The organism is Streptomyces sp. NPDC018000, assembly GCF_044328025.1.
In the GTDB taxonomy this organism is placed as follows: domain Bacteria; phylum Actinomycetota; class Actinomycetes; order Streptomycetales; family Streptomycetaceae; genus Streptomyces.
The window spans coordinates 78,660-98,999 of sequence record NZ_JBIRGM010000007.1 but is presented as its reverse complement, the minus strand read 5'-3'; the positions used below and the strand labels follow the sequence as shown (position 1 = coordinate 98,999).

21 protein-coding genes and 3 pseudogenes are annotated in these 20,340 nt (G+C 68.8%); 12 read left to right on the top strand and 12 right to left on the bottom strand.

Annotated elements, in window-relative coordinates; all coding sequences use genetic code 11:
- Positions 1–60: 60 nt before the first annotated feature.
- Together ACH4EW_RS18205 and ACH4EW_RS18200 are read right to left on the bottom strand one after the other, a co-directional pair.
- Positions 61–741 (bottom strand): response regulator transcription factor, encoded by a 681-nt coding sequence (locus tag ACH4EW_RS18205; RefSeq protein WP_030977814.1) that lies wholly within the window; start codon positions 739–741, stop codon positions 61–63.
- Positions 738–2,012 (bottom strand): sensor histidine kinase, encoded by a 1,275-nt coding sequence (locus ACH4EW_RS18200; protein WP_398257956.1) that lies wholly within the window; start codon positions 2,010–2,012, stop codon positions 738–740. Before ACH4EW_RS18200 ends, ACH4EW_RS18205 begins: the two co-directional genes overlap by 4 nt.
- A gap of 198 nt (positions 2,013–2,210) precedes the next feature.
- On the opposite strand from ACH4EW_RS18200, the gene phoU reads away from it, so the two are divergent.
- On the top strand, positions 2,211–2,888 hold the full coding sequence (gene phoU / locus ACH4EW_RS18195) for a phosphate signaling complex protein PhoU (protein WP_351206122.1): 678 nt from the start codon (positions 2,211–2,213) through the stop codon (positions 2,886–2,888).
- Positions 2,889–3,373: 485 nt separating this feature from the next.
- On the opposite strand, the gene ACH4EW_RS18190 is transcribed toward phoU, so the two are convergent.
- A complete protein-coding gene (locus tag ACH4EW_RS18190) occupies positions 3,374–4,729 on the bottom strand; it encodes an MDR family MFS transporter (protein WP_398257953.1) in 1,356 nt (451 codons plus the stop codon).
- 214 nt (positions 4,730–4,943) lie between these two features.
- Between ACH4EW_RS18190 and ACH4EW_RS18185 the strand changes: the two genes are divergently transcribed.
- Positions 4,944–5,702 carry a phosphoglyceromutase gene (locus ACH4EW_RS18185; protein ID WP_398257951.1) on the top strand — a complete coding sequence of 253 codons (759 nt, stop codon included), beginning with the start codon at positions 4,944–4,946 and terminating at the stop codon, positions 5,700–5,702.
- A gap of 81 nt (positions 5,703–5,783) precedes the next feature.
- Here the strand turns inward: ACH4EW_RS18185 and ACH4EW_RS18180 are convergent.
- Together ACH4EW_RS18180 and ACH4EW_RS18175 are read right to left on the bottom strand one after the other, a co-directional pair.
- Positions 5,784–6,142: pseudogene (locus ACH4EW_RS18180) on the bottom strand (tyrosine-type recombinase/integrase); the annotation flags it as partial.
- Positions 6,137–6,429 (bottom strand): annotated as a pseudogene (locus tag ACH4EW_RS18175) (transposase family protein); the annotation flags it as partial. The pseudogenes ACH4EW_RS18180 and ACH4EW_RS18175, both read right to left, overlap by 6 nt.
- A 72-nt stretch (positions 6,430–6,501) precedes the next feature.
- Between ACH4EW_RS18175 and ACH4EW_RS18170 the strand changes: the two are divergent.
- Positions 6,502–6,885 carry a hypothetical protein gene (locus ACH4EW_RS18170; protein WP_398257949.1) on the top strand — a complete coding sequence of 128 codons (384 nt, stop codon included), beginning with the start codon at positions 6,502–6,504 and terminating at the stop codon, positions 6,883–6,885.
- Positions 6,886–7,030: 145 nt separating this feature from the next.
- A complete protein-coding gene (locus tag ACH4EW_RS18165; protein ID WP_398257947.1) occupies positions 7,031–7,309 on the top strand; it encodes a hypothetical protein in 279 nt (92 codons plus the stop codon).
- 200 nt (positions 7,310–7,509) lie between these two features.
- Here ACH4EW_RS18165 and ACH4EW_RS18160 read toward each other — a convergent pair whose 3' ends face one another.
- From ACH4EW_RS18160 to ACH4EW_RS18150, 3 genes are all read right to left on the bottom strand, one after another.
- Positions 7,510–7,746: a hypothetical protein gene (locus ACH4EW_RS18160; protein ID WP_398257945.1), complete on the bottom strand. Its 237-nt coding sequence runs from the start codon at positions 7,744–7,746 to the stop codon at positions 7,510–7,512.
- A 487-nt stretch (positions 7,747–8,233) separates the two neighbouring features.
- Positions 8,234–8,539 carry a hypothetical protein gene (locus tag ACH4EW_RS18155; RefSeq protein WP_398257943.1) on the bottom strand — a complete coding sequence of 102 codons (306 nt, stop codon included), beginning with the start codon at positions 8,537–8,539 and terminating at the stop codon, positions 8,234–8,236.
- A gap of 359 nt (positions 8,540–8,898) precedes the next feature.
- Positions 8,899–9,423: a hypothetical protein gene (locus tag ACH4EW_RS18150; protein WP_398257941.1), complete on the bottom strand. Its 525-nt coding sequence runs from the start codon at positions 9,421–9,423 to the stop codon at positions 8,899–8,901.
- 354 nt (positions 9,424–9,777) lie between these two features.
- Between ACH4EW_RS18150 and ACH4EW_RS18145 the strand changes: the two genes are divergently transcribed.
- On the top strand, positions 9,778–10,026 hold the full coding sequence (locus ACH4EW_RS18145; protein WP_398257939.1) for a hypothetical protein: 249 nt from the start codon (positions 9,778–9,780) through the stop codon (positions 10,024–10,026).
- Positions 10,023–10,265 (top strand): hypothetical protein, encoded by a 243-nt coding sequence (locus ACH4EW_RS18140; protein ID WP_398257937.1) that lies wholly within the window; start codon positions 10,023–10,025, stop codon positions 10,263–10,265. Before ACH4EW_RS18145 ends, ACH4EW_RS18140 begins: the two co-directional genes overlap by 4 nt.
- Positions 10,266–10,399: 134 nt before the next feature.
- Here the strand turns inward: ACH4EW_RS18140 and ACH4EW_RS18135 are convergent, their stop codons facing one another.
- Entirely contained in the window at positions 10,400–11,188 is a 789-nt protein-coding gene (locus ACH4EW_RS18135; RefSeq protein ID WP_398257935.1) for a hypothetical protein, read from the bottom strand.
- Between the two features lie 271 nt (positions 11,189–11,459).
- Between ACH4EW_RS18135 and ACH4EW_RS18130 the strand changes: the two are divergent.
- The 3 genes and pseudogenes from ACH4EW_RS18130 to ACH4EW_RS18120 all read left to right on the top strand — a co-directional run.
- Positions 11,460–12,137 (top strand): annotated as a pseudogene (locus ACH4EW_RS18130) (phosphotransferase family protein); the annotation flags it as partial.
- A 123-nt stretch (positions 12,138–12,260) separates the two neighbouring features.
- Entirely contained in the window at positions 12,261–13,508 is a 1,248-nt protein-coding gene (locus ACH4EW_RS18125; protein WP_398258226.1) for an RNA-guided endonuclease InsQ/TnpB family protein, read from the top strand.
- 55 nt (positions 13,509–13,563) lie between these two features.
- Positions 13,564–13,689, top strand: coding sequence for a hypothetical protein (locus ACH4EW_RS18120; RefSeq protein WP_398257933.1), 126 nt, complete (start codon positions 13,564–13,566; stop codon positions 13,687–13,689).
- 80 nt (positions 13,690–13,769) lie between these two features.
- Here ACH4EW_RS18120 and ACH4EW_RS18115 read toward each other — a convergent pair whose 3' ends face one another.
- Together ACH4EW_RS18115 and mshA are read right to left on the bottom strand one after the other, a co-directional pair.
- Complete coding sequence (locus ACH4EW_RS18115; protein WP_398257931.1) at positions 13,770–14,327, bottom strand: YbjN domain-containing protein; 558 nt, start codon at positions 14,325–14,327, stop codon at positions 13,770–13,772.
- Positions 14,320–15,672: a D-inositol-3-phosphate glycosyltransferase gene (gene mshA / locus ACH4EW_RS18110; protein WP_398257929.1), complete on the bottom strand. Its 1,353-nt coding sequence runs from the start codon at positions 15,670–15,672 to the stop codon at positions 14,320–14,322. Before mshA ends, ACH4EW_RS18115 begins: the two co-directional genes overlap by 8 nt.
- 221 nt (positions 15,673–15,893) lie before the next feature.
- Between mshA and ACH4EW_RS18105 the strand changes: the two genes are divergently transcribed.
- The 3 genes from ACH4EW_RS18105 to ACH4EW_RS18095 all read left to right on the top strand — a co-directional run bounded on the left by ACH4EW_RS18105 (position 15,894) and on the right by ACH4EW_RS18095 (position 19,911).
- Positions 15,894–16,670, top strand: a complete 777-nt coding sequence (locus ACH4EW_RS18105; protein WP_398257927.1) for a class I SAM-dependent methyltransferase — start codon at positions 15,894–15,896, stop codon at positions 16,668–16,670.
- A gap of 285 nt (positions 16,671–16,955) precedes the next feature.
- On the top strand, positions 16,956–18,044 hold the full coding sequence (locus tag ACH4EW_RS18100; RefSeq protein ID WP_398257925.1) for an NlpC/P60 family protein: 1,089 nt from the start codon (positions 16,956–16,958) through the stop codon (positions 18,042–18,044).
- A gap of 460 nt (positions 18,045–18,504) precedes the next feature.
- Positions 18,505–19,911 carry a PP2C family protein-serine/threonine phosphatase gene (locus ACH4EW_RS18095; protein WP_398257922.1) on the top strand — a complete coding sequence of 469 codons (1,407 nt, stop codon included), beginning with the start codon at positions 18,505–18,507 and terminating at the stop codon, positions 19,909–19,911.
- Here ACH4EW_RS18095 and ACH4EW_RS18090 read toward each other — a convergent pair.
- The gene (locus tag ACH4EW_RS18090; RefSeq protein WP_398257919.1) at positions 19,893–20,228 is read right to left on the bottom strand and encodes a DUF2516 family protein; all 336 of its coding nucleotides are present in this window, start codon (positions 20,226–20,228) and stop codon (positions 19,893–19,895) included. The genes ACH4EW_RS18095 and ACH4EW_RS18090 overlap by 19 nt on opposite strands.
- Between the last annotated feature and the right edge of the window lie 112 nt (positions 20,229–20,340).

Genomic DNA, 20,340 nt, shown 5'->3' with positions numbered 1-20,340 from the left:
CGGACGGCGGAGGGCGCACTCCCCTTCGGGGGCGCCCTCCGCCGTCGCATACGGTCCGGTTTACGGCTCGAACTTGTATCCCAGGCCCCGCACCGTCACCAGGAAGCGCGGTGCACCCGGGTCGGGCTCGATCTTGGCGCGCAGGCGCTTGACATGGACGTCGAGGGTCTTGGTGTCGCCCACGTAGTCCGCGCCCCAGACCCGGTCGATCAGCTGCATGCGGGTCAGGACCCGGCCGGCGTTGCGCAGCAGCATCTCCAGCAGGTCGAACTCCTTGAGCGGGAGGTCGACCTTGCCGCCGGAGACCGTGACGACGTGGCGGTCCACGTCCATCCGGACCGGGCCCGCCTCCAGGGCGGCCGGCGTGACCTCCTCCGGCTCACCGCGCCGGCGCAGCACCGCACGGATACGGGCGACGAGTTCCCGCGAGGAGAACGGCTTGGTGACGTAGTCGTCGGCCCCTATCTCCAGGCCGACGACCTTGTCGATCTCGCTGTCCTTGGCCGTGACCATGATCACGGGGACATTGGACCTGCTGCGCAGCTGACGGCAGACCTCCGTGCCGGGCAGGCCCGGCAGCATCAGGTCGAGCAGCACGAGGTCGGCGCCGTTGCGCTCGAACTCGTCAAGCCCGTCCGGGCCCGTGGCCGCGATGGCGACTTCGAAGCCCTCCTTGCGGAGCATGTAGGACAGGGCGTCGCTGAAGGATTCCTCGTCCTCGACGACGAGCACTCGGGTCACGGAAGGACCTCCGGGGCAGGGAATGGATCAAGGGTGTCGGGGTGAGCGGGTCCGCAGGGGCCCTCGTCGCCTTTGACGATGAGCGGTCCGCCCGAGCTGCGGTCGCGTTCCCGTACGGAGCCCGCTTCGGGCAGCCGCAGGGTGAAGGTGGAGCCCTGGCCCTCCGAGCTCCAGACCGTGACCTCCCCGCCGTGCGAGGCGGCCACGTGCTTGACGATGGCGAGGCCGAGGCCGGTGCCACCGGTGGCCCGTGAACGGGCCGGGTCGACGCGGTAGAAGCGTTCGAAGACCCGCTCGCGGTCCTTCTCCGAGATGCCGATGCCCTGGTCGGTCACGGCTATCTCGATCTGGTCCCCGCCGGGTACGGACAGCCGCCTGGCCGCGATGCCCACTCGGGTACGGGCGGGGCTGTAGTTGACGGCGTTCTCGACGAGGTTGCCGAGCGCCGCTGCGAGCTGGCCGCGGTTGCCCCAGATGCGAAGCTCCGCGGTGCCGCCCGCTGCCATGGTGATCTGCTTCGAGCCGGCCTGCTGGCGGCAGCGGTCGATGGCCTCGGCCACCAGCTCGTCCACCCGGACCGGCTCGGCGTCCTCCAGCGGGTCGTCGTTCTGCACCCTGGACAGGTCGATGATCTCCTGTACGAGGTTGGTCAGCCGCGTCGCCTCGATCTGCATCCGCCCCGCGAACCGCTCCACCGCCGCCGGGTCGTCGGAGGCGTCCAGCACGGCCTCGGAGAGCAGCGAGAGCGCGCCGACCGGGGTCTTGAGCTCATGGCTGACATTGGCGACGAAGTCGCGTCGTACCGCTTCTATACGGCGTGCCTCGGTGAGGTCCTCGACCAGCAGGAGCACCAGCCGGGAGCCCAGCGGGGCGACCCGGGCGGAGACCGCGAGTGCCTCGCCACGGCCCGTACCGCGCCTTGGAAGGTCCAGTTCGACCTGCCGTATCTCGCCGTCGCGGCGGGTGTCCCTGGCCATGAGCAGCATCGCGTCGACGGCGAGCCGCCCGCCCCTGACCAGTCCCAGCGCATAGGCGGCGGAGCTGGCCTTGACCACGCTGTCGCTCTCGTCGAGCACGACCGCGGAAGAGCTGAGCACGGACAGGACCGTGTCCACTCCGGGGGGCAGGGGGGCGTTGCTGTCAGGCCGCAGGGACGCTCGCGTCGGCTTCTTCTGGTCGCGCTCGCTCCAGCGGAACGCCAGCATGGCAATCACGCCGGTGCACGCACCGCCGATCGCCGCAGCTGCGGCGAGTGCCGCGTTCACGTCCATACGTCAAGGTTATGCGGGTCCGGGAGGACTCTCCCAGCCGTCCAAGTGGGTATCCGGACACTCGTCGCCCAGAGTTCACCGAGGAGCAAGTGTTGGTTCACTTGGTCGGCCGGAAGGCGACGCGTACACCGCCCAGGGTGGCAGCGTGGGGTTCATACCTGGCCCCGGCCTTACACAGAGGACTGGAGAGGGACTTCCATGCGTGACGCGTACCACGAGGAACTCGACTCGATCGGCGAGGGGCTGGTCGAGATGGCCCGGCTCGTCGGGTCGGCGATCGGCCGGGCGACGACGTCCATGCTCGATGCCGATCTCAAGCTCGCGGAGAGCGTGATCGCCGCGGACCAGAAGGTCGACGACCTCCAGCACGACCTGGAAGCGCGGGCCATAGCCCTGCTCGCGCGCCAGCAGCCCGTGGCGACCGATCTGCGGATCGTGGTCACGTCACTGCGGATGAGTGCCGACCTGGAGCGCTCGGGCGACCTCGCCCAGCACGTGGCCAAGCTGGCCCGGCTGCGGTTCCCGCAGTCACCGGTGCCGCACGACCTGCACGCCACCATTCTGGAGATGGGACAGCTGGCGCAGCGCCTGATGGCCAAGGCCGCCGAGGTGATCATCACCAAGGACGTCGATCTGGCGCTCCAGCTGGAGCAGGACGACGACGAGATGGACCTGCTGCACCGCACGCTGTTCCAGCACCTGATGGACGACCGCTGGAAGCACGGCATCGAGACCGCCGTCGACGTGACGCTGCTCGGCCGCTACTACGAGCGCTTCGCCGACCATGCGGTGTCGGTCGCCAAGCGGGTGGTCTACCTGGTGACGGGCGAGCACGCCGACGAGATCCAGCAGCAGTCACCGGTGGAGGGCGCGTAACGGCGTACATCGTCGCGTCCGGGTCGCGCACGCGTCTCTGCGCATGTGCGCCGTTGATGCGCCCGCCCGGTTGGGCATGCAATGGCGTGGGGCGGCACGCCTTGTCCGTACGCCCCGGTCGTACGCGCATCGTTGTGGCGTACGGCCCTGTCGTGCGCAATCCGTCGTGTGCAATCTGTCGTGCGCAATGAGGAGGAACCATGGCCGATTCCCCCATGACCGACCCCCCGCAGGAGACAACCGCTGAAGTGGTGCACCTGACCGTGCTCGGCGCCTGCGGCTGCGGCTCGGGCTGCGGATGCGGCTGCCAGTCCGGGGCCCCGTGCCAGTGCGGTGGCTGCTGCGGCTGACCGGCCGGCCTGTAGGGCGCCCCGCGTGGAGCAGGCTGCTCCACGCGGGGCGCCTTTCGTGTGCGGACCCGGCGGCAAGGCGGTGGCCTCAGAGCCTGCCGGGCGACCCCCGGTCGGAGGTCGCCCGGCAGGCTCTCAGCCCATCCGCTCGGCAGAGGGCTCGGGTCCGGCGTGGTGACCGCGACCGGCATCGGCGTCGGCACCCGGCCCCGCCGGGCCGGCGCTCTCCGCGCCCCGGCCGCTCTCGGCCACCCGGCTGCCCTCGGCGGCCGCCCCGTCCTCCCCCTGCAGATTCCGCATCAGCAGCCAGTACCCGAGCGCGGCCCCGGTCCCCAGCACCGCGCAGGTCCCCCACAGCCACTGCGCCCCGAAACGGTCGATCACCACACCCGACATCAGCGGTGCGATCAGCGCCGCCGCCGACCAGGACATCGTGTACATGCCCTGGTAGCGGCCGCGGCCCTGGGCGGGCGAGAGCCGGACCACCAGGCCTGTCTGGATGGGCGAGTTGACGATCTCGGCAACCGTCCAGACGCAGATGGTCAGTGCGTACGCGGCGACCGAACCGGCGAATACGGTGAGTCCGAATCCGTACCCCGCCAGCAGCGACGACACGATGAGCAGCCGGCGCGGATCGCGGTGCTGGATGAAGCGGGTGACCGGGATCTGAAGCACCACGATCAGCACACCGTTGACGGCGATGGCGGTGCCGAAGTCGGAGCTGGAGAAACCGTCCGCCCCCATGGCCACCGGCAGCCCCACATACCCCTGCTGGAAGATCAGGGCGATGACGAAGGACAGCCCTACGACGCTCATGAACCGCCCGTCGCGCAGCACGGTGGAGAGCCGGATCTCGTCCGCGCCGGTGACCGCACGCCCGGACACCGCCGACTTCTCGGGCCGTGACTCGGGCACCTTCATGAAAACGACGAAGGCGCAGACGAGCGTCATCGCGGCCTCGCCGAGGAACCCGGCGAGATAGCTGTACTCGGCGACGAACCCGGCCCCGGCAGACGAGACGGCGAAGCCCAGATTGATCGCCCAGTAGTTGAGCGAGAAGGCCCGCACCCGGTCCTCGGGCCGGACTATGTCGGCCATCATGGCCTGCACGGCAGGCCGCGAGGCGTTGCTGGCCATGCCGACGACGAAGGCGACGGCGGCGATCGCCACCGGATCGACCATGAACCCGAGCACGGCCACGGACACGGCGGTCGAGGTCTGCGCGATGAGCATGGTGGGCCGGCGGCCCAGCCGGTCGGTCATCACCCCCGCACCGAGCGAGGAGACGACCCCGCCGAGCCCGTGCAGCGCGGCGACCAGACCGGCGTACGAGGCGGAGTAGCCCCGTTCCAGGGTCAGGTAGAGCGCCATGAACGTGGCGACGAACGCCCCGAGGCGGTTGACCAGCGTGCTGGTCCACAGCCACCAGAACTCCCTGGGGAGACCGGACACGGACTCGCGTGCGGCCCGTCTGATACCGGCGACAGACATAGGGAATCCCCCCAGGGAGTACGGAACGGACACCACCGGTAAGTGGCCCGGCGACTGTACGAACGTTACGAATCCCGGATTCCGGTCCGCCAGTCAATTGACGCCGACCGTCAATCGTCCCGGCCCGGGCCCCCACACGCCCCTCGCCCGCCCCACCTGTCCGCCCTGTGACCGGCCGCGCAGCGCCCGTACGGCTTCGATTACGCTCGGACGCATGGCCGACGCACCGTACAAGCTGATCCTCCTCCGCCACGGCGAGAGCGAATGGAACGCGAAGAACCTGTTCACCGGTTGGGTGGACGTCAACCTCACGGAGAAGGGCGAGAAGGAGGCAGTCCGCGGCGGTGAGCTGCTCAAGGACGCCGGTCTGCTCCCCGATGTCCTGCACACGTCCCTCCAGAAGCGCGCCATCCGCACCGCGCAGCTCGCGCTGGAATCCGCGGACCGCCACTGGATCCCCGTCCACCGCACGTGGCGGCTGAACGAGCGCCACTACGGTGCTCTGCAGGGCAAGGACAAGGCGCAGACGCTCGCCGAGTTCGGCGAGGAGCAGTTCATGCTCTGGCGCCGCTCGTACGACACCCCGCCGCCCGCCCTTGAGGATGGCACCGAGTTCTCCCAGAGCGACGACCCGCGCTACGCGACGATCCCGCCGGAGCTGCGTCCGCGCACCGAGTGCCTCAAGGACGTCGTCGTCCGCATGCTGCCGTACTGGTACGACGGCATCGTCCCGGACCTCCTGGCCGGCCGCACGGTCCTGGTCGCCGCCCACGGCAACAGCCTCCGCGCCCTGGTCAAGCACCTCGACGGCATCTCCGACGCCGACATCGCGGGCCTGAACATTCCGACCGGCATCCCGCTCGCCTACGAGCTGGACGCCGGCTTCCGCCCGATCAAGCCGGGCGGCACGTACCTCGACCCGGACGCGGCGAAGGCCGCCATCGAGGCCGTGAAGAACCAGGGCAAGAAGTAACGGGAAAAGCGATCATGCCTCCCACCTGCACTTTCTGTGCGGGTGGGAGGCATTTTCACGTCCTGGGTCCACAGGGGGCCCTCAGCGCGGCGGATCCTGCGACGGCCGAAGCGCTTGGCCGAGCGCCTTGCGGGCACGGTCCCGGCTGCTGGGCATGAGGTGCGCGTACACCTTCAACGTCAGCCCAGGGTCGGAGTGCCCAAGGTATTCGCCGACGGCCTTGATGCTCTCGCCCGCGTCCAACAGCACGGACGCGTAGAAGTGCCTGAGGGCGTGCATGCCGTGCTCCCGCGCGGCGGTGTGCTCCCGCGCGGCGGTGTGCTCCCGGCTCTTGCCTTCGGGATGACGCCCACGGACGCCAGAGCGGGCTTCCAGTGGTCCTCATTCAGCGACGTACGCCAGACGTGGCCACCATTGGGCCCACTGAAGATCAGCCGCTTGCGGGGCCGGAGCGCGAGCATCGGCCCAAGGTTGTCGATGATGCGGTCGGCGGCCGACTTGGACACCCCGAACAGCGGGGCGAGCTGTCGCATAGTCAGGTTCGTTCGCCGGTAAGCCGCGACCAGCAGTGCCCGGTCCTCCAGCGGCAGGCTCCACGGCCGGCCCTTGCGGTCACGTCCACACCCTCGCGCCGCAGAACCGTCACCAGCTTCCCGAAGGCACGCGGGCTCAGCCCGGTGAACGGGGCTATCCAGGACGACTCCGACGCCATGATCACACCAGCCACGCCAAGATCATCCCAGTTGCCGACGCTGCCCCATGTCCTCGATCCTGTGTGCCCGGCAAGCAGGGAGGGCACATGGGGCTGGTTCTTTTCCCGGGCGACGGAGAAAACAGCAGTCCGGATGTCTCCTGGTCCTACAGCGGCTTTGCCGCGTTCCGGCGGCGTCTGGCCGAGACCGAGGGGTTCGTCCTCTCCGAGATGTGGGGCTTCGGCGGCGAGCGCCCGTGGAGCGATGTGTCCACCGCTCTGGAGCCACTCCTCGATCATTTGGATGACAGCGGTGACGACCTCTCGCCCGCCGACTGCAGGTCGATTCTGCTCCGGCTGGAGGCGATCACCGACCAGTGGGCACGAGAGGGCGGCGACCAGCTCCTCCAGCAACACATCGAGGACGCCCGCCAGCTGGCGGGCGTCCTGCGGCTCTGCATCGAGAAAAACGTCCCGCTGGCCTTCCTCTGACGCCCACCGGCCACGGAACCCACTTACGGGACAACTCTTAGCTACCTGCGGTAACCACGCACACCACAGCAAAGCGAGCCGCGGGTGGGCAGAGGAGCCCTCTGCCCACCCGCGAACTCCGCCCACAAACCAGGGAGAGCATCACATGTCCACATGGCAGATAACAGCCTTCCTCCTCGCTCACTCCTCAGGGGTCCAAAGCCTCAACCACATCGAGGAGTTCTCTGGCACGGCAGAGGAAGCGCAAGAGTGTCTGCTCCAGCAGACGAAGACCTATACCAATGACGTTTCCAAAGAAGTACGCAGGCGGGTCTTTGCCCATCAGCACAAGACGGCGTACCGCGTTGAGGTCGAAGGAAAATGGTCCACGGAGGAGTACCTCTTGGAGTTCTCCGAGCTCGTATTCGACTCTCAACTGCAATGATGCTAAGACCGACCGGCAGTAGGCGTGCATCGGGAGTGTCATGAATTAGGTGGGAACTTCACCAGAAGGGACACCTGATGAAGATCCTGAATCGGCCGCGGACGGTGCAGGCGTGAAGAGGATGCCGGAGACCGTGGACGGGCTGGGCCTGGACCTGTTGGACGCGCTGACACTGCAAGCGTGTGCATCCTGGCTTCGGATCAGGGAGTACGGACCACCGCACCGGAGACGAACCACTGAACCAGGGCAGCAGCCAGATGGATGCCGGCGCGGGCGGCCTCCAGGGCTTCGGGCACCGTGGGTGCCTGTCCGCCGTGGCGGGAGGTCTGGCCTTCCCACAGGGCGCGCGTCATCGCCTCGGCCGGGGCAATGGCGTCCTTGCCGGCCGAGGTGGTTATTGGCCGCACTACCACCGGCGGCCCGGCATCGGCCGCCACCGCCCCTGGGATAAGGCGCCCAACAATGGCCCTTGGTGGAAGCGCTTCTGACGCAAAGTCAAGCTTTAACAATTGGCGCGATAGATAGTTTAAGGGTCCTGCCCAATCTAGGCAGGACCCTTAAAAGGAGAAAAGTGATGACCGAAGTAACCTTCCCTCTAACTTACACAGATGACGAATCCGTGACCCACGTAGTCAATTCTGCAAACGAGCTGGCCCTTAGCACCCAGCCAACGTCCTGCCAACCGATTATCACTTGACTCCGCCAGAGTCATTGCGCGTGCCCCTCGCGTGCCCGCCAGAGCGGGGAGCCACGGGAAAAACCGGGCGGTCACGGTATTCAGAGACGAGACCGGCCCCCGACCGAGTTGGCTGACCAGGGGCCGTCCACATGCGGTGAGTGTGGGATTTGAACCCACGGTGACTCGCGCCACGACGGTTTTCAAGATCGCTCGTGAGCTCGATTGGTCATCGAGACTCCACCGACCTACTCCTGAATCGGCAGGTCCGGATGGGTGAACACAAAGAGCATGTACGCAACGGCCGCTGCCGTCCCCACCGACGAGAGCGCCAGGCCGGCCAGAGGCTGCGCACGACTGACACCTTGTCGTGAGGCAGCGCGATATTCGATGGCACTCCGGACGAGGCCCGTGAGGCCAAGCGGCAGGGCCAGAACCCAGACGAGCATCCAGAACGGGCAGCAGAACCAGAACGCAACGGAAGCCCCGCCGAAAACGACAGAACGGCTCATCCGCCCAGATCTGTCGCCAGCCGGATCATCAGTGTGGGTCATGCTCTGATCAAAGCAGCAGGGCAGGGAGGCTCAGCAGCCGCTCCAGGCAAGCACCGTGCCTTGACCGGCCGGTTCTCGGCGATCGACAGCAGCCGACAACACCAATGACGGGAGATCGGCCGTCGGCGATCAGGGTGCAGAGCCGGGAAAACGCTGGTCGCCGTGATCACCCGTAAAACCCAGGGCAAGAAGAAGCAAGCCCGCACGATCAAGCCCCCTGCCTGCGGGTTTTCCGCCGGCAGGGGGCCTTTGGCTACGGCCGGGTCACGGCTCGCAGGGGCACGCCGCGGGGTGAGGTCTGCGACTGCGGCCGGCCCTCGCGAGTGACAGCCCCCGGCAGCTTTGAACGACGTGTTCGTTCACTCGCTGTCGTCATCGTCGGCCAGGTATTCCAGGCCGGTGCGCAGAACGCCGGGCGCCCATGCCTTGCGGATCACGATCGGCCTGGGCTTGTCGTGCAGCCAGATGGCTACGTAGCCGTGCGTGATAGTCGTGGCCGGGCCCGCCGTGCCGAAGGTGACATCGCTCTGTGTCGCCGCCGTCTGGATCAACGCGATCTGGTCCCGGTGCAGGGCACGGGGAGCCGGCCACTGCGAGGACACGAGCAGGAGTCCGTGCTCGTACAGGACGACGCGCGAGATGCCCTTGGAGGGCGGGAGCCAGCAATAGGCCACGATGGCGGCCGCGAGGACACCGAAGACGATGAGCGATCCAGCGATGCCGTCCGCGATCAGCGCGGGCACCCACGCGATCAGTATGGCCGCACACACGGCAAGCAGCAGATAAGGCAGCGGAGTCGGGCGAAACAACCGGTGGGTGCTGAAGAATTCGCCGAGCCCGGCCTTCGCTGCCGTGCGAGCGCCGAGATCAGTGTCCTTTGCCATGAATGCCCCTTCCCTGGCGGGTAGTTGTCGCCTCCGAGCACGGCGCAGGAATGCTAGCCGGGACACGCCTCCTCGGCGCGAGGTCTCATTCCCCGCCGAGGGCCGTCCGCCCGATGCCGCTCGGTGGTGAGTTGCGCGGTGTCGGGGATTGTCGCCGAAGTGGTGGAGCGCCGGGTGGTATTGAGCTGTCGTCATGGCTTCGACGGCGCTCACCACGTCGCCGAGAACGCATCGCGTGGACTCCGCGTCGGCCGCGCCCTCTGGCGCTACCGTGGCCCGAGCACCGGCCCGCGCATGGGCGGAGCCGATCGGACGGGCCGTGCGCAGAGAGCAAGGAGAGCGGGGAGAGCAACCATGGGCGAGCCCCTGAAGACCATCGTCGGCGGCGCCGAAGTCGACGTACCCAACAGCATTCCTGACATCCGGGCCACCCTGCCCGAAGAGAGACGCGAGGAGTTCGACCGCGCCATCAACGACGCCGGTGTGGACGAGATCCAGGCGGTCATGCGGCACTGGATGCTGGAGGCCGTACCCGATCCGGAAGCCGAGAAAATCCTGGACCGGTTGGCGCAGGACGAGGCCGAGAGGCGGAGCGTCGCTTGAGCTTCCGCATCTCCTACGCCCCGCCCGCCGACGACTCCCTGGCCAAGATGCGCGACGGCAAGACCTTCCGGGACGAGATGGCCCGCACCCTGGGCGTGGACCCGTACGGACACGGATCGTCCGCCGTCAAGAGCGAGCGCGACCGCCGCGAGGCGACGGTCGCCGGGGCGATCGTGCTCTATTACGTCTCCGGATCGGTTCTGATCGTCACCGTGGTGAGACTCGTCCCGCTCCCCTGAACCAGCGCCGGACCGAGGAGATACTCCGGGCGCCCGGGCGGGCCTGGCTCATTCCCGGATTCTCCACGGACACGGCGCCGGCCACCCGGCACAGGACCGCCGTTACGAGGGACGCGCAGAGCTGCGGCCGGCCCCTATGCCAGCTTCGCGGCCTGGGCCTCGACCACCGCGGTCGGCAGCTCGAAGTCCTCGCCCCCGCCCATCGCGGCCAGGTTCATCGAGGAGAACGAGGCGAACGAGGGGCCCTGGCGCATGGCCACGAGCTTGAGCTGAACCTTCTCGCCGCCCTGCCCCATCTCGACCGTCCAGGCGGCCGCGTCCTCCCCGCCCTTGACCTGCTCCTCGGTGATCTTGCTGACCTTCTGCTTCTCACCGGCTGCCGTGAAGTCGAACCCGCCTGCGCAGTCGGTGGCGGCGGTGCGCAGCGCGGCGACCGACTCCTCCGCACCCTTGCCGTCGTACGAGCCGAGGGCCAGCTGCGTCGTCGTGATGTCGAACGCCGCCTTGAACGCGTCTTCGGCATTCGCGCCGTCCTGCTTGTCCATGCTGCCCTTCTTGGGCTCGCTGACGACCGTCCGCTTGGTGAACGCCGCGGGCTCACCGACCTGCACCCCCATCAGCGCGTTGATGAGCGGGGCGCAGGCCTTCTTCTCGACCTTGATGTCATCGCCGGAGATGTCGTCCTTGGCCGCAACCTTGGTGATCTTGTGCCCCTTGACGTCACCCTGAGCCAGCACGGCCTTCTCCAGCTCGGCGGCGGTCAGTGCCTTGACGGCCGACTCCTTGCCCTTGGCATCCGTCCCCTTGTCACCGGAACCGGAATCGGAACCGGAGTCCGAACCGCCACCGCATGCGGTGACGAGCAGGGCCAGGGACACCGCGGTGGCGGCAACAGCAGTACGGCGTATGGCGGTAGATCGCATGGTCCGGTCCGTCTCTCTGAACTGGGTCTTCGGGCTTCGCTCACTCTATGAGCGGGATTTGGTTTGACGATCAATCAACTAGGGCATGGGATGCGATCGTGATGGCGCCGTGATGAACCTGTGAATACGCTGTCCGCCTTCGCAATCCGGATCAAATGCCAACACAGAGGGGCAATTCACCCCATGCAGTCAGATGACACAACCGCGGCCGTTCTCCGGTCCGTTGGCGTGACGGAGGACCGGATCGCCACAGTCGCCCCTCGCCGGAGACATGTTCAACGCTGTCACCCGGGTGACTCTCACCGACGGCAGCGACTGGGTGGTGAAGATACCGCCGTCCACGACCGACGGAACCTTGATGAGCTACGAGCGCGATCTGCTGGTCAACGAGGTCGAGTTCTACACCTTCGCGGTCGAGTCGGCGGCGGTCCCCCGCGTCCTGCACCGCGAACTCGACCCGGACGCCCCGACCGGCCCATACGTGATCATGTCGGCCTGCCCGGGAGAGCCCTGGCACGACATCGCCGGCGCCTCGGCCGACCGCGCCCTGTCCGATGCCGAGGTGCACCGGCTCAGGAACGAGCTGGGGCGGATCGTCGCCCGCCTGCACTCCGTCACAGGCCCCGGCGGATTCGGCTATCCAGCCCGGGCGTTGGGCCCATTGGCCCCGACCTGGCGGCAGGCATTCACGGCGATGAGCGACGCCGTCCTCGCCGACGCGGACACCTACCGCGCCCGGTTGCCGCGCCCGACGGCCGCAATCCGCAGGCTGCTCGCCGCCGCGTCGCCCGTGCTCGACGATGTCACCCGGCCCGCCCTGGTCCACTTCGACCTGTGGCAGGGCAACCTGCTCGTCGACGGGGAGCCCGGTGCGCGCACCATCGGCGGGATCATCGACGGCGAGCGGACGTTCTGGGGCGACCCGGTCGCCGACTTCGTATCGCTCGCCCTGTTCGCGGACATGGAGGAGGACGAGGACTTCCTCGCCGGGTACGGGAGCGGGAGCGGGCGGCCGTTGGTGTTCGACGCGTCCGTGCGGCTGCGGCTCGCGCACGTATGTAGGATGCCGGTCATGCGGCTTCGGTACGCCTTCAGGCTGTACCCGGAGCCCGGCCAACGCGTCGCACTGGCGCGGGCGTTCGGGTGCGCGCGCGTCGTCTTCAACGACGCGGTGCGCACCCGCGAGGACGCCCACAAGGCCGAGTTGCCCTACCCGAGCGCCGCCGATCTGTCCCAGCGGTTGATCACCCGGGCCAAGCAGACTCCGGAACGTGCCTGGCTGGCCGAGGTCTCCTCGGTTGTCCTGCAACAGGCGCTGCGGGATGTGGAGGTCGCGTACAAGAACTTCTTCGCCTCTCTGAAGGGCGAGCGCAAGGGTCCGAAGATGGGTGCCCCCCGCTTCAGATCGCGCAAGGACCGCAGGCAGTCGATCCGGTTCACGGCGAATGCCCGCTGGAAGATCACCGATGGCGGGAAGCTGCTGCTGCCGAAGATCGGCGAGATCAAGGTCAAGTGGTCCCGGAGCCTGCCGGTGGTTCCGTCGAGTGTGACGGTGATTCTGGATGCGGCGGGCCGGTACTTCGCGTCCTTCGTCGTCGAGACCGATCCTGACACGGACCGGGAGCGCTGGGAGGGGCCGGCACCCGATGCCGCGATCGGTATCGATCTGGGGCTCACGCACTTCGCGGTCCTCTCCGACGGCACGAAGATCGACTCCCCGCGGTTTCTGCGCCGGGCGGAGAAGAAGCTGAGGAAAGCCCAGCAAAACCTGTCCCGCAAGCAGAAGGGTTCGAAGAACCGGGAGAAGGCCCGCACGAAGGTCGCCCGCTCCCACGCCGCCGTAGCCGATGCACGCAAAGAGTTCCACCATCAGTTGTCCACGAAGCTGATCCGCGAGAATCAAGCGATCGCGGTGGAGAACCTGGCGGTATCGGGACTCGCGCGCACGAGACTGGCGAAGAGTGTGCACGACGCGGGCTGGTCGCAGTTCGTGAACATGCTGGAGTACAAGGCCCAACGGTTCGGGCGGACGTTTGTGAAGATCGACCGGTTCGAGCCCACCAGCCAGATCTGCTCCACCTGCGGTCACCGGGACGGACCCAAACCCCTGGACGTGCGGGAGTGGACATGTCCCGCGTGCGGCACCCATCACGACCGGGACCACAACGCCGCACAGAATGTGAAAGCGGCCGCCGGACTGGCGGTATCAGCCTGCGGAGCGCGGGTAAGACCAGAACCTGTTCTGGCACAGCGCAAAGAAACAGGAAGCCACGGAATCACCTACCCCAATCGCGCCGCGCAGCGGCACAGCGACAGGTAGCGACGGCCAGAATCCTCGGGCCCCAGCCCGAGGAGCATGTCAACTCTATCTGATCATGCTGGTGGAGACCGTTCCGCGCCGCGTTTCCCAGGAGCACCTGGACTGGGCGTGGAAGGAAGTCGGTCCGCAGCTCGAAACGGCGCTGCAGGACGTGGAGTCGGCGCTGCGGGCACGGGAATGACCAGCGGCCCGCAGCGCCCGTTCTCGGCCCGGTCGGCCGAGAGGTGAGTCGAAGGTCAGTCCCGAGAGCCGAGTCGAAGCTCAGCCGGCGGGGCGTTGGGTCAGATGTGTGAACGCGTCGAGGTTCCGCGTGGACTCGCCGCGCGACACCCGCCACTCGTACTCCTTGCGGATCGCGCTCGCGAAGCCCAGCTCCAGCAAGGTGTTGAACGCGCCGTCGGCCGCTTCGAGGACCGTGCCGAGCAGCCGGTCCAGCTCCTGCGGAGTGATCACGGAGAGCGGCAGCTTGCCGACCAGATAGATGTCGCCGAGCTGGTCGATCGCGTAACTCACGCCGAAGAGGCGGAGGTTGCGCTCCAGCAGCCAGCGGTGCACCGTCGCGTCGTTCTCGTCCGGGTGGCGGACGACGAAGGCGTTGAGGGAGAGCGAGTGCTTGCCGACGCGCAGCGAGCAGGTGGTGGACAGCTTCCGCGTGCCGGGCAGCTTGACGACGTAGCTGCCGGGTTCGGGGCTCTCCCATTCGAGTTCGGCGTCCTTCAGGGTCGCCTCGATGATCTGCGCGGCCTGTGTGACGTGCGAGGCCCGCGCGCCGGCCTGCGCGACCTGCGTCGTCACCGCTTCATCGGGTACGTCAGCCATGGTGCGAGCGTACGCGACGGCGCTGTTCGTGCATCGCGGCCGTGTATACGTCGGCGGTCGCGGACGCGGCGGTGTCCCAGCCGAAGCCCCGCGCGTGCGCGGCGGCCGCCGCGCCCATTCGGGCCACCAGTTCCGGCGCCTCGGCGAACCGGCCCAGCGCCTGTGCGTACGCCTGCGGGTCGTGCCCGGGTATCAGGAAACCGCTGACCCCGTCCCGTACCGCCACCGGAAGACCACCCACCGCTGCCGCGACGACCGGGGTGCCCGCCGCCTGGGCCTCAAGGGCGACCAGGCCGAAGGACTCGCTGTGCGAGGGCATGACCAGCACGGAAGCGGCCCGGAACCACTCGGCGAGCTGGTCCTGCCCGACCGGCGGCTGGAACCGTACGACATCGGCGATGCCCAGCCGTGCCGCCAGCTTCTGCAGGCCTTCCGGCCTGGCGAGCCCGCTGCCGCTCGGGCCGCCGACGACCGGTACGACCATCCGGCGACGCAGCGAGGGGTCGCGGTCCAGCAGGACGGCGACGGCCCGCAGCAGCACGTCCGGAGCCTTGAGGGGCTGGATGCGGCCCGCAAAGAGCGGAATCAGGGCGTCCTTCGGCAGTCCGAGGCGTGCCCGGGCCGCGGCGCGCCCGTCGGCGGGGCGGAAGCGGTCGAGGTTGACCCCGGGGTGTACGACGGCGACGGAACCGGGATCGGCCTCGTAGAAGCGGACGAGCTCATCCGCTTCCTCGGCGGTGTTCGCGATCAGCCGGTCGGCCGCGCCGACGATCTGGGTCTCGCCGATGACGCGGGCGGCGGGCTCGGGGGTGTCGCCCTCCGCGAGCGCCGCGTTCTTGACCTTCGCCATGGTGTGCATGGCGTGGACGAGCGGGACACCCCAGCGCTCGGCGGCGAGCCAGCCGACATGGCCGGAGAGCCAGTAGTGGGAGTGGACCAGGTCGTAGTAGCCGGGGCGCTGGCCGGCCCACGCCTGCATGACTCCGTGCGTGAAGGCACAGAGCTGGGCGGGCAGCTCCTCCTTGGCCAGGCCTTCGTACGGTCCCGCGTCGACATGCCGGACCAGGACACCGGGCGCCAGCTCGACCGCCGGGGGCAGCCCGCCGGTGGTGGACCGGGTGAATATCTCGACCTCGATGTTGATCGCGGCGAGGCGCTTGGCCAGCTCCACGATGTAGACGTTCATGCCACCCGCGTCACCCGTGCCCGGCTGATGCAGGGGCGAGGTGTGCACGGAGAGCATCGCGATGCGGCGGGGTTTGCGGGGGCCGCCGGGGAAGGCGGCAGGGAACCTGAGGCGTGGCGCGACACGGCTGCTGCCGAGCCGGGAGACGTACTGACTCACGTCGTCCGGTCCTCCTCACTCAGGGCACGACACCGAGGGGACCCGCGCCCCTTTCGGTGAGCTGCAACAGCGGAACCTCTCCTTTCATTTCCGCTTTACCAAATCATTACAGTAAGACCGACCGGCAAATGGGGGGCACCTCGCGCCGCCCACCGGGCCGGACCGGGCCCGGGCACCCCGCGCCGCCTTCCGCCGCCCGCGACATCGTTACGCTCCCTGTCATGCGCCCCATCGGCACCGCGACCCGCGGGACCACCAACCCGAACCGGCTCCGCCGCATGGACCGCTGGATCGCCGCCACCCACGGCCCGGCCCTGCGCCGCGCCGACACCCCCGTCGCCGTCGACCTCGGGTACGGAGCCGCCCCCTGGACCGCCGTCGAACTGCTGCAGCGCCTGCGCACCGCCGAGCCGCGCACGGCGGTGGTCGGCATAGAGATCGACCCGGGGCGGGTCGCGGCGGCGAAACCGTACGAGCGTGAGGGACTCGCCTTCCTGCACGGCGGCTTCGAGATCCCGCTCCCCGAGCGCCCCGGCCTCATCAGGGCGGCGAATGTGCTGCGCCAGTACGACGAGGGTGAGGTCGTCGCCGTCTGGCAGCGGCTGTGCGCGCGCCTCGCGCCGGGCGGGCTGCTGGTCGAGGGCACCTGCGACGAGATCGGACGCCGGCACGTATGGGTGGCGCTGGGCCCGGAAGGCCCGCGCACGGTGACGTTCGCGACCCGGCTCGCCTCCCTGGACCGCCCGTCCGACCTCGCGGAACGACTGCCCAAGGCGCTGATCCACCGCAATGTGCCGGGCGAACCGGTTCACACGTTCCTGCGGGACTTCGACCGGGCCTGGGCCGCGGCCGCCCCGTACGCCTCACTGGGTGCCCGGCAGCGCTGGATCACGGCGGTGCGGGCGCTGTCGGGCGACTGGCCGCTGGCGGACGGGGTACGTCGGTGGCGCCAGGGCGAAGTCACGGTGAAGTGGACCGCCCTCCAGCCCAACCGATAGCCCAACACGCCCTGAACAGACCCGGCGCGCCCGCGTCCGGTAAAGCGCGCGGGAACGCGGACCGGGCATCGTTCGTCAGGACGATGGGAAGCGATTCCCGGGATGCGGGAAGCGATCCCCGGGACGTCGGTCGACCCGTGTGGCCGCCAGGACAGCACGCGTGTTCCTCTGTTGCTTTTCGGTACGGCATGGCACGATCTCGTCGTCGGCGAAGAGTTACTGACGGTAAAACAGATTCATCGGATCCATTCGGATTCATATCGGGTTCATTCGGAGGGGGATCTCGTGAACCGACGTCACGTTGCCGCAGCCGCGATCACTCTGGTCTGTGCGCTGACCGTACTCACCGCGCCGGTCCAGGCTTTCGCCGCGCCCGCACCCCCCTCCCCCTCGGTGACGCAGCCCGACACCCGGTCCGATTCCGGGTCGAAGACGCCGAAGAAGAGCCTCGAAGAGGTACGCGAGGAGATCGACGCCCTCTACCGCAAGGCCGGGGCGGCCACCGACGCGTACAACCTCGCCGAGGAACGGGCCAAGAAGCAGTCCGACGAGATCGTCAAACTGGCCAGGGCCATCGTCGAGGGCAAGGCGAAGATCGCCGAGCTCAAGAACCAGGCGGGCGCCCAGGCCCGCGAGCAGTACCGCACCGGCGGACTGCCGCCCGGCGCACAGCTGATGCTCAGCGACGACCCGCAGCTGTTCCTCGACGGGGTGAACCGGGTCAGGGAGGGCCAGCAGGCCGCCCAGGGCGTCCTTGGTGAACTGACCAGGACCCAGCAGGACCTGGAGACGTACACCCAGGACGCGAGCATCAACTGGAAGAAGCTCGAAGCCAACCGTCTCAAGCAGGCCGAGGCCAAGAAGAAGATCAACGCGCAGATCGCCGCGGCGAAGAAGCTGGAATCCCAGCTGGAGAAGAAGGAACGGGCCCGCCTGCTCAAGCTGGAGAAGGAGGCCGAGTACAAGCTGCAGACGGCCTGGCTCAGCTCCGGCGCCCTGAAGGACATCAACCGCGAGGCGAGTGCGAACGGCAAGAAGGCGGTGGCCTTCGCGACCGCGCAGATCGGCAAGCCGTACGTCTGGGGGGCCGAGGGCCCCGGTTCGTACGACTGCTCGGGGCTGACGTCACAGGCCTGGGCGGCGGCGGGCCGGCCGATCCCGCGCACCTCGCAGGAGCAGTGGCGGCTGCTGCCCCGCATCGCGATCAAGGACATGCGCCCCGGCGACCTGATCATCTACCACGGCGACGCCAGCCACGTGGGCATGTACATCGGCGACGGCGCCATCATCCACTCCCCCCGCCCCGGCCGGAACGTCACGGTGGCGGGCGCGGGCTCGATGCAGATCCTCGGCGTGGTCCGCCCGGACAAGTAGCGGGCGACGCCAAGCAGTGAGCGCTGCCGAGTAGCGGGCGCTGCCAAGCAGTGGGCGCTGCCCGGACGGGCAGATCAAGCCCAGGGAGCCAAAATCAAGCCCGTCCGGTCCGATCCAGCCCATCCCGCGATTGAGGGCAAAGCACCCACCGGGGCGCCTGACGGCATCCCCGCATCCCCGCATCCCCGCGGAGCCCCCCGCACCCCCCACGGGAGTGACCCGCACCACCCGCCCCCCACAACCGCGCGTGACCTTTGTCATGCCCCGGCACCCGACCCCGCCCCCACACATCACGCCGGATCCGTGAGCTGACGCGGCTCATGGCCGTGCGTACGACAGCGGGCGATTGCCGTACACCATTCCGTTCCCCCACCGCGGACCGCTATCGTCCCCGTCTGGCGGGTCGTCGATCGTCGTTCCGCCGCACCCTCGGGGGGGGGAGGGAAGGAAACCCGAACCGATGCCCGTACCCGAACCGCAGCAGCGCGCCGCCGCCGCTGCGGAAGCCTCCTATGGCGCCGACCTCACCATCCTGGTGATCGAGGACGACCCGGCGGGCACCTTCACCGTCCCCGAACTCCCGGCCGCGGCCGGCACGCGGGTCCGTATCCGCAACGCCCGCAACCTCACCGAGGCAGGCCGGCTCCTCACGGACGACGTGGACTGCATCCTGCTGGATCTGGCCCTGCCGACCGGCGGCAAGGCCCGCTCCGCCCCCACCGAGGGAGCCGACAAGCTCGCGACCCTCAAACACGTCCTGCGGATCGCCCCGCGCCACGCCGTCCTCGCCCTCACGGCGGAGGACGACGCCGAGCTGGCCGCCGAGGCGGTACGGGTCGGCGCCCAGGACTACCTCTTCCGCGGCGAACTCGACGGACGGCTGCTCAGCCGCGCCATCCGTTACGCCGTCGAACGCAAGCGCGCCGACGTCGCCCAGCACCAGCTCACCGAGTCCCGGCTGCGCGCCCAGGAGAACGCCCGCCTCGAACGCGGCCTGCTCCCCACCCCGCTGCTCGAAGGCTCCGAGCTGCGCTTCGCGGCCCGCTACCGCCCCGGCCGCAGCCGCGCGCTGCTCGGCGGGGACTTCTACGACACGGTCCGTACGCCCGACGGCACCGTCCACGCGATGATCGGCGACGTCTGCGGGCACGGCCCGGACGAGGCGGCGCTCGGCGTCGAACTGCGCATAGCGTGGAGGGCGTTGACCCTGGCCGGGCTCTGCGGCGACGAACTGCTCTCCACACTCCAGCAGGTCCTGGAGCACGAGCGGGAGAGCGAGGAGATCTTCGCGACGCTCTGCACCGTCGACATCGCCCCCGACGGCCGGCACGCCGGCCTCTGTCTCGCGGGCCACCCCGCCCCGCTGATCGCCCGGCAGGGACGGGCCGCGCACCTTCTCCCGTCCGAGGACGGCGGTCCGGCTCTGGGTCTGCTGCCGCGCAACGCCCTTCCTCGAGCTCTTCGAGCCAGGGACACTCCATGGCCGCGCCGACAGGTTGATCTCGGCGGCTCCTGGAGCCTGATGATGTACACGGATGGTCTGATCGAGGGACGCGTGGGGCCGAACGGCACTCAGCGGCTCGGCCAGGACGGCATGGTCGCAATGATCAACCGCCAGCTGGCTCAGGGACTCACCGGCGAGGACCTCCTGGAGACCGCGGTCACCCAGGTGCGCGAGCTGAACGGCGGCGAACTGACCGACGACGTCGCGGTCCTGCTGCTCGACCGCGACCAGGGACACATCCGCCGACAGGGGCCGAACTGCGACCGGGGCCGGGGCATCCCGTGCCCCCGCCCCGAACCGGCATCACCTACGCTCCCCGCAAGCGCCGTAAATCCTGCGAACGCTCAGCGCCCGCCGTTGTAGGGCCCGTACGGCCCGTCGCTGCTGGAGCCACCGCGCCGGCCGCCGCCACCCGAGACCGCCTTCAGCGCGGGCCTTACGTCCACCATGAAGACGATGGACGCGACCGCGCCCGCAAGCTGCAGGAACAGCATCGGCACGAAGAGGTTCACGGCGACGGTGATACCGAGGATGATCAGCCAGAAGGACTTCTTCTGCTTGTCCGCGGCCCGGTAGGCGTCCTCACGAGCCGTCGCGGCCAGGACCAGTGCGACCACGGCCAGGACGAGCATGGCCATGTAGAGCAGCCAGACGAATGTGCTGAATCCTGTGAGCAACATGGTGTGCACCGCCTAATGAATGGATGAGCGCCTCGCGGCCAAGGTACCGGGACAACGCGCCGGGCACCCTGGAAAATGCCCGCCCCGCGCCCCGGTACACACTCCGGCTGCG